At 55.2% G+C, this 13,219-nt stretch carries 11 protein-coding genes and 2 tRNA genes; 8 read left to right on the forward strand and 5 right to left on the reverse strand.

Annotated features, from left to right (window positions below; all coding sequences use genetic code 11):
* Positions 1–6 precede the first annotated feature (6 nt).
* The 3 genes from gltX (at position 7) to OCH02_RS00340 (ending at position 1,887) form a co-directional block, all read left to right on the forward strand.
* Complete coding sequence (gene gltX / locus OCH02_RS00330) at positions 7–1,416, forward strand: glutamate--tRNA ligase (RefSeq protein WP_261429177.1); 1,410 nt, start codon at positions 7–9, stop codon at positions 1,414–1,416.
* Between the two features lie 259 nt (positions 1,417–1,675).
* Positions 1,676–1,751, forward strand: a tRNA-Ala gene (locus tag OCH02_RS00335).
* A 60-nt stretch (positions 1,752–1,811) separates the two neighbouring features.
* Positions 1,812–1,887: transfer RNA gene (locus OCH02_RS00340), tRNA-Ala, on the forward strand.
* Positions 1,888–2,062: 175 nt separating this feature from the next.
* Here the strand turns inward: OCH02_RS00340 and OCH02_RS00345 are convergent.
* A complete protein-coding gene (locus tag OCH02_RS00345) occupies positions 2,063–3,250 on the reverse strand; it encodes a NupC/NupG family nucleoside CNT transporter (RefSeq protein ID WP_012146129.1) in 1,188 nt (395 codons plus the stop codon).
* A gap of 378 nt (positions 3,251–3,628) precedes the next feature.
* On the opposite strand from OCH02_RS00345, the gene OCH02_RS00350 reads away from it, so the two are divergent.
* Positions 3,629–4,861, forward strand: coding sequence for an Nramp family divalent metal transporter (locus tag OCH02_RS00350; RefSeq protein ID WP_261429179.1), 1,233 nt, complete (start codon positions 3,629–3,631; stop codon positions 4,859–4,861).
* 44 nt (positions 4,862–4,905) lie between these two features.
* Here the strand turns inward: OCH02_RS00350 and OCH02_RS00355 are convergent, their stop codons facing one another.
* Together OCH02_RS00355 and mgrA are read right to left on the reverse strand one after the other, a co-directional pair.
* A complete protein-coding gene (locus OCH02_RS00355; RefSeq protein ID WP_261429181.1) occupies positions 4,906–5,316 on the reverse strand; it encodes a DUF2502 domain-containing protein in 411 nt (136 codons plus the stop codon).
* A 230-nt stretch (positions 5,317–5,546) separates the two neighbouring features.
* Entirely contained in the window at positions 5,547–6,536 is a 990-nt protein-coding gene (gene mgrA / locus OCH02_RS00360) for an L-glyceraldehyde 3-phosphate reductase (protein ID WP_261429183.1), read from the reverse strand.
* Between the two features lie 248 nt (positions 6,537–6,784).
* Between mgrA and OCH02_RS00365 the strand changes: the two genes are divergently transcribed.
* On the forward strand, positions 6,785–8,446 hold the full coding sequence (locus tag OCH02_RS00365) for an alpha-keto acid decarboxylase family protein (RefSeq protein WP_261429185.1): 1,662 nt from the start codon (positions 6,785–6,787) through the stop codon (positions 8,444–8,446).
* Here OCH02_RS00365 and OCH02_RS00370 read toward each other — a convergent pair.
* Positions 8,422–9,312 (reverse strand): LysR family transcriptional regulator, encoded by an 891-nt coding sequence (locus OCH02_RS00370; protein WP_261429187.1) that lies wholly within the window; start codon positions 9,310–9,312, stop codon positions 8,422–8,424. The two genes, OCH02_RS00365 and OCH02_RS00370, sit on opposite strands and share 25 nt — an antisense overlap.
* A 99-nt stretch (positions 9,313–9,411) precedes the next feature.
* Here OCH02_RS00370 and OCH02_RS00375 point away from each other — a divergent pair, with 99 nt between their 5' ends.
* Entirely contained in the window at positions 9,412–9,864 is a 453-nt protein-coding gene (locus OCH02_RS00375) for a multidrug/biocide efflux PACE transporter (RefSeq protein WP_261429189.1), read from the forward strand.
* Positions 9,865–9,930: 66 nt separating this feature from the next.
* Complete coding sequence (locus tag OCH02_RS00380; RefSeq protein WP_261429191.1) at positions 9,931–10,623, forward strand: aspartate/glutamate racemase family protein; 693 nt, start codon at positions 9,931–9,933, stop codon at positions 10,621–10,623.
* Here OCH02_RS00380 and OCH02_RS00385 read toward each other — a convergent pair.
* Complete coding sequence (locus OCH02_RS00385; protein ID WP_261429192.1) at positions 10,620–11,867, reverse strand: ion channel protein; 1,248 nt, start codon at positions 11,865–11,867, stop codon at positions 10,620–10,622. The two genes, OCH02_RS00380 and OCH02_RS00385, sit on opposite strands and share 4 nt — an antisense overlap.
* A 342-nt stretch (positions 11,868–12,209) precedes the next feature.
* Here OCH02_RS00385 and glk point away from each other — a divergent pair, with 342 nt between their 5' ends.
* Positions 12,210–13,175 carry a glucokinase gene (gene glk / locus OCH02_RS00390; RefSeq protein ID WP_261430773.1) on the forward strand — a complete coding sequence of 322 codons (966 nt, stop codon included), beginning with the start codon at positions 12,210–12,212 and terminating at the stop codon, positions 13,173–13,175.
* Positions 13,176–13,219 lie beyond the last annotated feature (44 nt).

Here is a 13,219-nt window from a genome sequence, read left to right on the forward strand (position 1 = left end):
AACCCAATGAAAATCAAAACCCGTTTTGCACCGAGCCCAACCGGCTATCTTCACGTCGGTGGTGCCCGTACTGCGCTTTACTCCTGGTTGTTCAGCCGCCATGCGGGCGGTGAGTTCGTTCTGCGTATCGAAGATACCGACCTGGAACGCTCAACCCAGGACGCTATCGACGCAATTATGGATGGCATGAACTGGTTAAACCTGGATTGGAATGAAGGCCCGTACTTCCAGACCAAGCGTTTTGACCGCTATAACGCGGTGATTGACGACATGCTGGTGCAGGGTACCGCCTATAAATGCTATTGCTCGAAGGAACGTCTGGAAGCGCTGCGTGAAAAGCAGATGGAAAACGGCGAAAAACCGCGTTACGACGGCCACTGCCGCGACAGCCAGTGCAGCCATACCGATGACGAACCACACGTGGTGCGTTTCCGTAACCCGCAGGAAGGCTCGGTTATCTTCGATGACAAGATCCGCGGCCCGATCGAATTCAGCAACCAGGAGCTGGATGACCTGATCATCCGTCGCACCGACGGTTCACCAACTTATAACTTCTGCGTAGTAGTAGATGACTGGGATATGGAAATCAGTCATGTGATCCGCGGCGAAGACCACATCAATAACACCCCGCGCCAGATCAACATTCTGAAAGCGCTGGGTGCGCCGGTACCGGAATACGCCCACGTTTCGATGATCCTCGGTGACGACGGTAAAAAACTGTCTAAACGTCATGGTGCGGTAGGGGTGATGCAGTACCGTGACGACGGCTACCTGCCGCAGGCGCTGCTGAACTATCTGGTGCGTCTGGGCTGGTCTCATGGCGACCAGGAAATCTTCTCTATTGATGAGATGAAAGAGTTCTTTACCCTGGAAGCGATCAACAAATCCGCCAGTGCCTTCAATACCGAGAAGCTGCAGTGGCTGAACCACCATTACATTAACCATATGCCGGCCGAAGAAGTGGCAGTGCACCTGGCATGGCATGTTGAGCAACTGGGTATCGAAACTCGTAATGGCCCTGAACTGAAAGATATCGTTAAGCTGCTGGGCGAGCGCTGCAAAACGCTTAAGGAAATGGCCGAGTCTTGCCGTTACTTCTACGAAGACTTCAGCGAGTTCGACGCTGACGCGGCCAAGAAACACCTGCGTCCGGTTGCTCGTCAGCCACTGGAAGCGGTGCGCGCCAAACTGGCCGCTATCACCGCCTGGACGCCGGAAAACGTGCATGACGCCATTCAGGGCACGGCAGATGAGCTGGGCGTAGGTATGGGCAAGGTAGGAATGCCGCTGCGCGTGGCGGTTACCGGCGCCGGTCAGTCACCGGGTATGGATGTGACCGTTCATGCCATCGGTCAGGCCCGTTCTCTGCAGCGTATTGACCTGGCGCTGGCTTACATTGCCGGGCGTGAAGCTTAAGGCTGATAGTTTCCCTGCCTGTTAATAACAAAGCCCCGTGGAGCAATCCCGGGGCTTTTTTTATCGGTTGCTTGATGGCGAATTTCTGGTGCGTCGTGCCAGGGTCATAGTTTGGGTCATTATGCTCAATTTTTAGCAGCAAACGCGCTGATTTGGCGGCTTTTTCAGCGCTTGAAGCAGGAATGCAATTTAGCCGTTGACAGCTTAGAGTGGGTTTCATATTATGCGCCCCGTTCACAGGATTTTGTGATTGTGGATTGGGGCTATAGCTCAGCTGGGAGAGCGCTTGCATGGCATGCAAGAGGTCGACGGTTCGATCCCGTCTAGCTCCACCAACCTTTATCTCAGAAAGGTTGGGGAATACCGTAACGCCGGTTAAAGCGTACCACTTTTGTGGGGCTATAGCTCAGCTGGGAGAGCGCTTGCATGGCATGCAAGAGGTCGACGGTTCGATCCCGTCTAGCTCCACCACCATTTAAAAAGCCGACCTCAGGGTCGGCTTTTTGCTTTCTTTCCTTACTTCCTTCCTTCCTTCCTTCCTTCCTTCCTTCCTTCCTTTCTCCCTTTCCCGGGCACCGAATGACAGGCATTAAAAAAGGCCGCCGAAGCGACCTTTATCTTAGTGATATCTTACTGACGTTTCGGCTTAGCCCAGAACCAGGCCCGCGATGGACGCAGACAGGATGCTGACCAGCGTTGAACCGTAAACCAGCTTCAGGCCAAAGCGAGAAACCACGTTGCCCTGATGCTCGTTCAGCCCTTTAATCGCACCGGCAACGATGCCGATGGAAGAGAAGTTGGCGAAGGAAACCAGGAACACCGACAGAATACCCATGCTGCGAGGAGAGAGTTCAGCAGAGATTTTCTGCAGTTCCATCATCGCCACGAATTCGTTGGATACCAGTTTGGTTGCCATGATGCTACCCACCTGCAACGCTTCGTGCTTAGGAATACCCATAATCCAGGCGAATGGATAGAAGAAGTAGCCCAGAATTTCCTGGAAGCTCAGGCCAAAGATGGCGCTGAACAGGCCGTTGAGCGCGGCGATCAGGGCGATAAAGCCGATCAGCATCGCAGCAACGATAATAGCTACTTTAAAACCAGCCAGAATGTATTCACCCAACATTTCGAAGAAGCTCTGGCCTTCGTGCAGATTGCCCAGATGCAGTTCTTCTTCTTTACTGGTGTCATACGGGTTAACCAATGACAGCACGATAAAGGTGCTGAACATGTTCAGTACCAGTGCCGCTACCACAAACTTGGCGTCCAGCATGGTCATGTAAGCGCCGACGATGGACATGGAAACCGTAGACATCGCGGTCGCCGCCATGGTGTACATGCGCTTTTCAGACATCTTGCCCAGGATATCTTTATAGGCAATGAAGTTTTCAGACTGGCCCAGGATCAGCGAACTGACGGCATTGAACGATTCCAGCTTGCCCATACCGTTGACTTTTGACAGCACGGTACCAATGATGCGGATGACAAACGGCAGTACTTTAATGTATTGCAGAATACCGATCAGCGCGGAGATAAAGACGATTGGGCACAGTACCTTCAGGAAGAAGAAGGCCAAACCTTTATCACCCATACCGCCGAATACAAACTCAGTCCCTTGCCCAGCAAACCCGAGCAGCTTGTCAAACAGCGCTGCGAATCCTTTTACAAAGCCTAAACCCGCTTCCGAATGCAGGAAAAAATAGGCCAGCAGTACTTCAATAACCAACAGTTGAATAACGTAGCGAATGCGGATGCTTTTACGATCGCGGCATACTAAAAGTGCCAGGATCGTGACCACCACCAACGCTAACGCGAAGTGCGCAATATGGGACATGTTTGCTCCAAACTTGAGGCAGGCTGAATTTCGGATGTCATTTTATGTAACGCCACGTTTAAAAACGAGAGGTCTATAGCAAATATGGAAATTCATACTGGGAAACGTCTTAAACTAGTACGGTAAAGCATAAAAAATCAAGGGCTTAATGAAGTCATATGAAATTCCTATTCCTGGGTAAATTTGATGATAAGACGGATTGTGCTCTAAATCTGTCCCGGAAGAGTGCGGAAAATGTTCATCTAGCGGCTAAACCTTTCGTTAAACCCGTGGTTTTTATCTATTGCAGAGATAAGTATTACCACTACAAATGCACTTGATAATTATTATCATTTACATAAGATAACCCCAGGCTTAATAGAAGTAAGGGTTCAGAACATGCTGAACAGTCGCGTGGTTGAGACCACCCCACGTTCATCCAGGAAGATCAAACTTTCCCTGATGGGCCCCGCATTTATCGCGGCTATCGGCTACATTGACCCCGGTAATTTCGCCACCAATATCCAGTCCGGTGCCTCTTTTGGTTATACCCTGCTGTGGGTGGTGGTGTGGGCCAATGTCATGGCGATGCTGATCCAGCTGTTGTCCGCCAAACTGGGCATTGCCACTGGTAAAAATCTGGCGGAGCATATTCGCGATCGTTTCCCGCGTCCGGCGGTGTGGGCTTATTGGGTTCAGGCAGAAATCATTGCCATGGCCACAGATCTGGCCGAATTTATCGGCGCGGCTATCGGTTTCAAACTGCTGTTGGGCGTGACGTTGCTGGAGGGAGCGATCCTGACCGGCATCGCTACTTTTTTGATCCTGATGTTGCAACAACGTGGGCAAAAACCTTTGGAATGGGTGATTGGCAGCCTGCTGCTGTTTGTCGCTTTGGCTTATATGGTGGAACTGGCATTTTCCCAGCCACAGTTGGGCCCGCTGTTAAAAGGCATGGCGATGCCGGATTTACCGAACGGTGATGCGGTGTTTTTGGCCGCCGGGGTGCTTGGTGCCACCATTATGCCGCACGTGATTTATCTGCATTCGTCGTTAACTCAGGCGCCCGGGGAAAGCTCAAAGGCCGACAGGTATGCTGCCACCAAGGTCGATGTGGCCATTGCCATGACCATTGCCGGTTTTGTTAACCTGGCGATGATGGCTACCGCCGCTGCTGCCTTCCACTTTAATGGCCACAGCGGTATTACCGATCTCGACCAGGCTTATCTGACGCTGCAGCCCTTGTTGGGGCAGGCGGCAGCCACTATTTTCGGACTGAGCCTGGTGGCCGCCGGGTTATCTTCTACCGTGGTGGGTACGCTGGCCGGGCAGGTAGTGATGCAGGGGTTTGTGCGTTTTTACATTCCGCTGTGGGTGCGCCGTGTGGTCACCATGCTGCCATCGTTTATCGTCATTATGTTGGGGATGGACGCCACGCGAATTTTGGTACTGAGCCAGGTATTGCTGAGTTTCGGTATTGCACTGGCGTTGGTGCCGTTGCTGTCGTTCACCGGTAATCGTGAGCTGATGGGTGAGATGGTGAACAGTCGCACCATACAGACGATGGGCAAGTTGATCGTGGTGGTAGTGGTAGGGCTGAACGGTTATCTGCTGATCAGTAGCCTGCTGTGAGCGCCTATTAAATGAAAGGCCGGCGCAATGCCGGCCTTTTACGGTCAGTCGTCGTGGTCACCATGACCATGGTGGCGATGATCGCGGTCATCATGGCGTCGATCCTTCCAGTGGTGTTTATCATGGTGCTTGTAGTAGTGCTTATCGTATTTGCGATAGCGGCCTTCATGATAGTAATAATTTTTGCGCCAGTAATCGTTGTCGCGCCAGCGATAACCATCCCAGTTGTAGCCTCGACGGTTGCGGTCACCCAGGTAGCGCCCCTGATGGCCCTCCCACCAGTCACGGTCACGCCAGTCATAACCGTCCCAGTAACGGCCGCGGTTGTCTTGTTCACCGATGCGTAATGAAACGCCCGGCATCAGATCGATACTGAGGCCCTCAGCCTGGGCCTGCTGCATGGCAGGCAGTGTCGACGCCACCAACAGGGTGGCTAATAACAGAGGTTTAAACATGAATTCTCCTTTCCGCCGCAGCGGCTTGGCCGGCTTTATAAGTAATGAAGCGCGTTCATCAGTTTATAAAATGGCCTTATAGTTTTACCTGCAATAGCGGCATCTTAGCCTTTACGGATAGGGTTGAATCTTAGAGGGATTCTGAAAAACGGTCGGGGATGAGTGATTTAAGATTCGTCTGGCCTGAATAGGGTATCGCCGGTGTTGAAACCGGCGATAATTGTAATCGATTACACTAATATCTGTTCGATCTGAGCCATTTCGTCATCGCTGAAGCTACGGTTAGCCAACATGCCGACAGCATCTTCAATCTGACTGGTCTTGCTGGCACCGATCAGTACCGAAGTAACGCGGTCGCCACGTAATACCCAGGCCAGCGCCATTTGCGACAGCTTCTGCCCGCGCTGTTGCGCCAGCGCATCGAGCCGACGCACCTTATCTAACTTATCGTCGGTGAGTTGACCGGGCTGCAGGAATTGGCTGCTGCTGGCGGCGCGTGAATCTTGCGGTATCCCCTGCAGATAACGATCGGTCAGCAGGCCACCGGCCAGCGGTGAGAAGGCGATGGAGCCTACGCCGTGTTCTTCCAGCGTGTCCAGCAACTCGGGCTCAACCCAACGTTCGAACATTGAGTATTTCGGCTGGTGGATCACGCACGGCGTGCCGAGTTTTTGCAGGATAGCAAACGCTTGCCGCGCACGATCGGCCGGGTAATTGGATAGCCCGACGTACAGTGCCTTGCCCTGACGCACCAGCAGATCCAGCGCCGCCATGGTTTCTTCCAGCGGCGTATCCGGATCCGGGCGATGGTGGTAGAAGATGTCCACATAGTCCAGCCCCATGCGCTGCAGGCTTTGATCCAGGCTGGCGACCAGATATTTTTTCGATCCCCAGTCGCCATAAGGGCCTGGCCACATGGTGTAACCGGCTTTTGAAGCGATGATCAGCTCATCGCGCCAGGGCTTCAGGTCTGCGCTGAGAATACGGCCGAAGTTTTCCTCGGCGGAACCGGGCGGTGGGCCATAGTTGTTGGCCAAGTCAAAATGAGTGATTCCGCGGTCGAACGCGCAGTGGATCAGTTTACGCGCATTGTCATACAGCGTGGTGTCGCCAAAGTTATGCCATAGGCCAAGTGAAATGGCCGGCAGTTTCAGGCCGCTACGGCCGCAGCGGCGATATTCCATATTTTGGTAACGTGAAGAATCAGCCTGGTAGAGCATAGGAACCCTTTTCCGCAGAGGTGAAATGAATTTTAGTGTATGCGTTTTCACAAGGATTGTCAGAGTCCCCGATCACGCTTAATCGCCAAAGCGTTATCAATCTGACTAATGAAGTATTCCTCATGCCTGCCAATAGGGCACGGGTGTAACGCTGAGTTGCCAAGCGCTTTTTAGATATAAAGCTCGAAATTTATCCATCACCTTCGATACTTAATACTAACAATCTCCGGTGTTGGCAGGTGATGATCATGAATAAGACCTATAGAGTGGCTGATTACCTACTCGATCGTTTGGCTCAGATCGGCATCCGGCATTTCTTTGGCGTGCCCGGTGACTACAACCTGCAGTTTCTCGATCATGTCATCAGCCATCCGCAAATTACCTGGGTAGGCTGCGCGAATGAACTCAATGCCGCCTATGCCGCAGATGGTTACGCACGCTGTAAACCGGCCGCCGCTTTGCTGACCACCTTTGGCGTAGGCGAACTGAGCGCGCTCAACGGTATTGCCGGTAGCTACGCCGAATACCTGCCGGTGATCCACGTGGTGGGTGCCCCAACGTTACGCGCGCAGCGGGCCGGTGATTTGCTGCACCATTCGCTGGGGGACGGTGACTTTGGCCACTTTGCCCGTATGGCGAAAGAGGTGACCGTCGCGCAGGCCAGCCTTACCCCCGACAACGCCGAGGCGGAAATCGACCGCCTGCTGACCATCGCGCTGTTTGAACACCGTCCGGTCTATATAGTGTTACCCAGTGAGGTGGCGGAAGCCCCCTTAACCTCCCGGCCTGCGCAGCTGGTGCTACGCCAGGCGCACCTTTCCCAGACGTCGCTGCAAGCCTTTATCGCTGCCGCGCGAGCAATGCTGTTACCGGCCAGGCGGGTTTCCCTGCTGGCGGATTTTTTGGCGGAACGTTTCGGGGTGGAAAAAGTGCTGGAACAGTGGATGAATGAGGTTGATATACCGCATTCAACCATGCTGCTGGGCAAAAGCGTATTGGATGAAACCCATGCCTGCTTTACCGGCACCTACGCCGGTGCCGCCAGCGATCCACAGGTGAAGCAACTGATTGAGGGGGCCGATGTGGTGATTAACGTCGGCGTGCGCTTTACCGATACCATTACCGCCGGCTTCAGCCATCATCTGCCTGCAGAAAAATGCATAGATCTTCAGCCGTTTGAAGCACGGGTAGGGCAGCAGGTATTCAGCCAAATCCCGCTGCGTGATGCGGTACTAGCACTGCACCAGTTGACGTTGTCGTTGGCAAAACAATGGCCAGTACCGGCCATTCAGCGCCCGACATTGCCGGACTCGAACGGCAGTGGCCTGGATCAGCATGGATTTTGGCAACAGATACAGGACTTTCTGCGCCCCGGCGATATTTTGATCGCCGAACAGGGCACCGCCTGCTTTGGTGCGGCGGCGCTTGGCCTGCCGCATGGCTGCCGGTTTATCGTCCAGTCGCTGTGGGGCTCTATCGGTTACACCCTGCCGGCGGCATTCGGGGCACAGACGGCGGAGCCGGATCGGCGGGTGGTGTTGTTGATCGGCGATGGTTCGGCTCAGCTCACGGCGCAGGAACTGGGTTCGATGCTGCGTGATGGGCAAAAGCCGGTGATCTTCCTGCTCAATAATGAGGGTTATACCGTTGAACGGGCGATTCACGGCCCGCAACAGCGTTACAACGATATCGCCCAGTGGAACTGGACGCAGTTACCGCAGGCGCTGGCGGGCGAGCATCAGGTGAAAACGCTGCGGGTCGCCGATCCGCAGCAGTTGCGCCAGGCACTGAAAGAAGTGGGCGACAGCCCACAACTGGCCTTTGTGGAAGTGATGCTGCCGAAGATGGACATTCCCGAACTGCTCGATAGCGTTTCACGCGCCATTCACTCGCGTAACGCAGCCGCCTGATCCGCCGCGTTTTCCAGCAGGCGTTCCAGCAACCAATACCCCGCCGGCCCCGGCGGGGTCAGTTTCGACCATACCGCATCCACTGAAATCAGCTTCGGCCAGCCGCGGGGCTTGAGCTCGGTCAATTTGTCATGGCCGTATTGTTTTACCAACCAGTTCGGCAGTACGGCCCAGCCGAACCCTTGTTCCGCCATTTCCAGCAATAGCAGGTAGCTGGGGGCTGACCACACCAGACCGCCGGACCGGGCGGCTTCAGCGCCGCTATAGGTATTGAGGATGAGTTGGCGCGTGCTGGCCAGTTGCTCCTGCGTGGGGGCGGGCGTCTGCGCCAGCGGGTGCGAGTGGGTGACGAACAGCCCCATTTCCGTTTGTTCCGGCAGCCGCGCAAAACCGATGTCCGGCGGGTAACTGGCCTGAACCTCCACCATACCCAGATGCGCGCGGCCGCTTTGCAACAGGTCAAGCACGTCGCCGTCTTCGGCGATCATGCACTCCAGCTCAATATCCTGATAACGTTGTTCAAAGTGCTGCATCAGGCGATCGTGGTGGGTTGGCTGATAGGTATCGGAGAACACCAGGCTGAGGCGCGGCTCGATATTGTCCGCCAGCCGAATGCTCAGTGCGTCCAGCCGTTCGCTGGCGGCAAGGATCTCCTGCACATGGCCCAGCACTTTGTGGCCGGCGGCGGTCAACACCGGTTGGCGCGCCTGGCGATCGAACAGAATCAAGCCGAGATCGGCCTCCAGGTTGGCAATGGCGGTGCTGATGGTTGACTGACTTTTGCGTAGCTTACGGGCGGCGGCAGAGAACGAGCCGAGGGCGGCGGCTTCGACAAACGCCTGCAGGGCTTCGGGTGAATAGCGCATGATGTATCTACTTTATAGATGGAATCTATCTTTAACCTACCTAAAAATAAGATGATAATCACCTGACTTTAGCAAAAACAGTAAAAAAACAGGTGATGTATGCAACTGCAAAACAAGTCTTTCATTGAACGTATCGTCCACGCCGTCGGTTTTGAAGCCATCGCAGTGATGATCTGCGCCCCGCTGGGCGCGTGGTTGCTAAACCGTTCGATGGTACAGGTCGGTGCGTTGGCGGTGATGTTGTCCACCGTCGCCATGGTATGGAACATGGTTTATAACACCGTTTTTGACCGCCTGTGGCCAGTGGGCCGCGTGGTGCGTAATCTTAAGGTGCGGGTGTTTCATGCCCTGGGTTTTGAGGCCGGGTTTGTGTTGATCGGCGTACCGATTGCCGCCTGGATGCTGAGCATCTCTTTTGTGCAGGCGTTTATGCTGGAACTTGGTTTCTTCCTGTTCTTCCTGCCGTACACCATGCTCTATAACTGGGCGTACGATACCCTGCGTCAGCGCTGGTTCGAGGCGCGCCAGCCGGTCAATTCCTCGGCTAAATAAGGCGTCGTCATCACTTCGATTCTCAGGTAATGTCGGAACATTGCAGCAATGACGGAGGAGCAAACGATGAAAGTGCTGGGCCTGCTGGGCGGCATGAGTTGGGAATCAACCATACCTTATTACCGCATGATCAATGAACAGGTGAAAGAGCGCCTCGGTGGCCTGCATTCGGCCAAAATTGTGCTCTACAGCGTCGATTTTCACGAGGTCGAACGCTTGCAACATCAGGGCGACTGGGACGGTGCGGGGCGTTTGTTGGCTGCCGCTGCGGCCTCGCTGCGTGCCGCCGGTGCGCAGGCCATCGTCATTTGTACCAATACCATGCACAAGGTGGCGGATGCGGTTGAACAGGCCAGCGGCTTGCCGTTGATTCATATTGCCGACGCCACGGCATTGCAGGTGCGTCAACAGGACATTCGCCGCGTCGGGCTACTCGGCACGCGTTTTACCATGGAGCAGGAGTTTTACCGTGGACGCTTGCAGGAAAAATACGGCATCGAAGTGGTGACCCCGGTGGCGGCCGATCGCGACATTGTGCACCGTATTATTTATGAAGAGCTGTGCCTGGGGAAAATCCGCGATGCGTCGCGCGATGAGTACCGCCGTATCATCGGCAACCTGGAACAGCAGGGGGCGCAAGGCATAATTTTCGGCTGCACCGAGATTGGCCTGCTGGTCGGCGCGCAGGATGCGTCAGTGCCGGTCTTCGACACCACCGCCATCCATGCGCGCGCCGCAGCGGAATTCGCGCTCGCTTAATCGTCCTGTGCAGAGTGGCGCTTGCCCACCAGCATCAGCGGTTTGCCCGCCAGCACCAGCCAGGCGGGCAACATCACCACACAGAGTATGGGCAGCAGGTGCAGTTCCGGCACCACGGCAACGGCCATAAACAGGCTGAGCCAACCGTCACGCGTGACCACCAACACCAATCCCATAATGGCGCAGGAAACGGTAATCGCCGCCGGTACCGCCGGAACATGCTGATGCAGCATCAGGCCCAGCGCTACCCCGACAAACACCGCCGGGAAGATACGTCCGCCACGAAAGCCGCTGGCGGCAGCAATCACCAGAGCCGCCAGCTTGCTCAGTGTAATCAGCAGCAGCTCCGTGACAGAAAAATTCTCGCCCATCGCCAGCCGCTTCATTTCATCGAGCCCTTTAAACAGGGTGATGTCACCCCCGATTAACGCCAGCAACCCAAGCACAAAACCGCCCAATCCCAGCATCAGCACCGGATTTTTTATCGAGTGGAACAGACGGTGGACGTGCGGAAAGCTCCATAGCGCCACCATGCCCAGCGCGATGGCGATCAGGGCGACGATGGAACCACTGAAGATATCCGTCAGCCGGGTCACGGTGTAGGGATCAAGCTGCAGGGCAAAGTTCGGCGTGAAAAATAACTGTGTAGTGACCGCACCGGCCGCTGCCGCCATTAACGGGGCAAATAGCCGATCCCACAGCGGCACGTCATTATTGCCTGCCAGCGTTTGCGAAAAAATCAGCGCAGCGGCAACCGGAGTACCGAACAGTGCGCCGATGGTGCCGGCCGCAGCCAGAATAATCCAGTCCATGCGGGGGACTTTCGGTAGCAGGCGCGAACCTATTGCCACCACCAGCGCAATATTGATGGCGGTGATCGGGTTTTCCGGCCCCAGACTGACGCCACCCACCAGGCCAACGATCAGCGCCAGCGTAAGACCGGGCAGCGCCGAAAGCGGCAGCGGCATACCGATCAAAGATTCAGTGGCCGGATCGGGGCCTGCATGGCCAGGCATATAGCGGATTATCAGCCCAACGGCGACACCGGTCAGCGTCAGAAGGCCGATCAGCCACCAGGGCGAATGGGTATCGATATTCATAGCCGCAGGAATATTCACCCACAGCAGCCGCTGCAGTGCATCGGCGAACTTCATCACCAGAATGAGCACCAGGCTTGAGGCTGAACCGATAATGAGAGCGGGCAGAGCGAAAGCCAACATGGCATTGGCGCGCGGGTGCAGCATGCAGGGATCCCTTTTCAATGGCCCTGGATGGCAGGCCGAACGGGTGATGGTTGTGGCCACAGCTTGCCAGACAATCGACACTCTGGCACGCAATGATATTTCCGGCCGGGCGTGAAGGCCGCGGGGCCGGTTAATAGTGCCTTTCTGTCATGACGGTTAACAGTGACCATGGCGCGTTTTTTGCCGCAATTTGTTTCAGATGGGGCTGAAAAGGGTTGGCTGAAACGTTTTTTGTGATCCGGATCGCTAATGGATGGCCGCGCAGAGGATGGTGATTGTTGTTTTTGCAGCGGGATTTTACAGTGTGGGCAGCTTTCTATTATTCATTTCGCGGAGAAGATACTGATGACTTATGCCCTCGTAGGTGATGTAGGCGGCACCAATGCCCGCCTGGCGTTGTGCACTGTGGCGACGGGTGAAATTACCCAGGCGAAAACCTATTCCGGCCTGGAGTTTGACAGCCTGGAGGCGGTAATCCGCCAATACTTAAAAGGTCAGGATATCCAGGTGCAAGACGCCTGTATTGCCATTGCCTGTCCGGTCACTGAAGACTGGGTGGCGATGACCAATCATACCTGGGCGTTTTCGATTAAACAGATGAAGGCCAGTTTGGGGCTGAGCCATCTGGAAGTGATCAACGACTTTACCGCCGTTTCGATGGCGATCCCGATGCTGTCGCAAGAGGATGTATTGCAGTTCGGCGGTGGTAGCGCGCAGAAAGACAAACCTATTGCGGTGTATGGCGCCGGGACCGGTTTGGGGGTGGCGCATCTGGTGCACGTTAATCGTCGCTGGGTGAGCCTGCCGGGCGAGGGCGGCCACGTTGATTTCGCGCCGAACAGTGAAGAGGAAGATATCATTCTGGAGGTGTTACGCGCTGAAGTAGGCCATGTGTCTGCCGAGCGCGTGCTGTCCGGGCCGGGGCTGGTCAATCTTTACCGCGCGATCGTCAAGTCCGATAACCGTCTGCCGGAAAAGCTGGCGCCGAAGGACATTACCGAGCGCGCACTGGCTGACAGTTGTATCGACTGTCGCCGCGCCCTGTCGCTGTTCTGCGTTATTTTGGGGCGCTTCGGCGGCAACCTGGCGCTGAACCTGGGCACCTTTGGCGGCGTTTACATTGCCGGTGGCATCGTGCCGCGCTTTATGGAGTTCTTCAAAGCCTCCGGTTTCCGTGCGGCGTTCGAGGATAAAGGGCGTTTCAAGGATTACGTGCACGACATTCCGGTATTTATGATAACCCATGGACAACCCGGTTTGCTGGGTGCCGGCGCTCATCTGCGCCAGACGTTGGGTATGCATCTGTAACCATAACACCGGCAAAGCAGCATACCGCTGTTTTGCCGGGATGA

The organism is Serratia quinivorans (assembly GCF_946227985.1).
GTDB lineage: Bacteria > Pseudomonadota > Gammaproteobacteria > Enterobacterales > Enterobacteriaceae > Serratia > Serratia quinivorans_A.

Excerpts from the sequence above, each read along its gene's own strand:
- gltX (WP_261429177.1), top strand. The coding sequence starts at position 7 with ATGAAAATCAAAACCCGTTTTGCACCGAGCCCAACCGGCTATCTTCAC.
- OCH02_RS00345 (WP_012146129.1), bottom strand. The coding sequence starts at position 3,250 with ATGTCCCATATTGCGCACTTCGCGTTAGCGTTGGTGGTGGTCACGATC.
- OCH02_RS00350 (WP_261429179.1), top strand. The coding sequence starts at position 3,629 with ATGCTGAACAGTCGCGTGGTTGAGACCACCCCACGTTCATCCAGGAAG.
- OCH02_RS00355 (WP_261429181.1), bottom strand. The coding sequence starts at position 5,316 with ATGTTTAAACCTCTGTTATTAGCCACCCTGTTGGTGGCGTCGACACTG.
- mgrA (WP_261429183.1), bottom strand. The coding sequence starts at position 6,536 with ATGCTCTACCAGGCTGATTCTTCACGTTACCAAAATATGGAATATCGC.
- OCH02_RS00365 (WP_261429185.1), top strand. The coding sequence starts at position 6,785 with ATGAATAAGACCTATAGAGTGGCTGATTACCTACTCGATCGTTTGGCT.
- OCH02_RS00370 (WP_261429187.1), bottom strand. The coding sequence starts at position 9,312 with ATGCGCTATTCACCCGAAGCCCTGCAGGCGTTTGTCGAAGCCGCCGCC.
- OCH02_RS00375 (WP_261429189.1), top strand. The coding sequence starts at position 9,412 with ATGCAACTGCAAAACAAGTCTTTCATTGAACGTATCGTCCACGCCGTC.
- OCH02_RS00380 (WP_261429191.1), top strand. The coding sequence starts at position 9,931 with ATGAAAGTGCTGGGCCTGCTGGGCGGCATGAGTTGGGAATCAACCATA.
- OCH02_RS00385 (WP_261429192.1), bottom strand. The coding sequence starts at position 11,867 with ATGCTGCACCCGCGCGCCAATGCCATGTTGGCTTTCGCTCTGCCCGCT.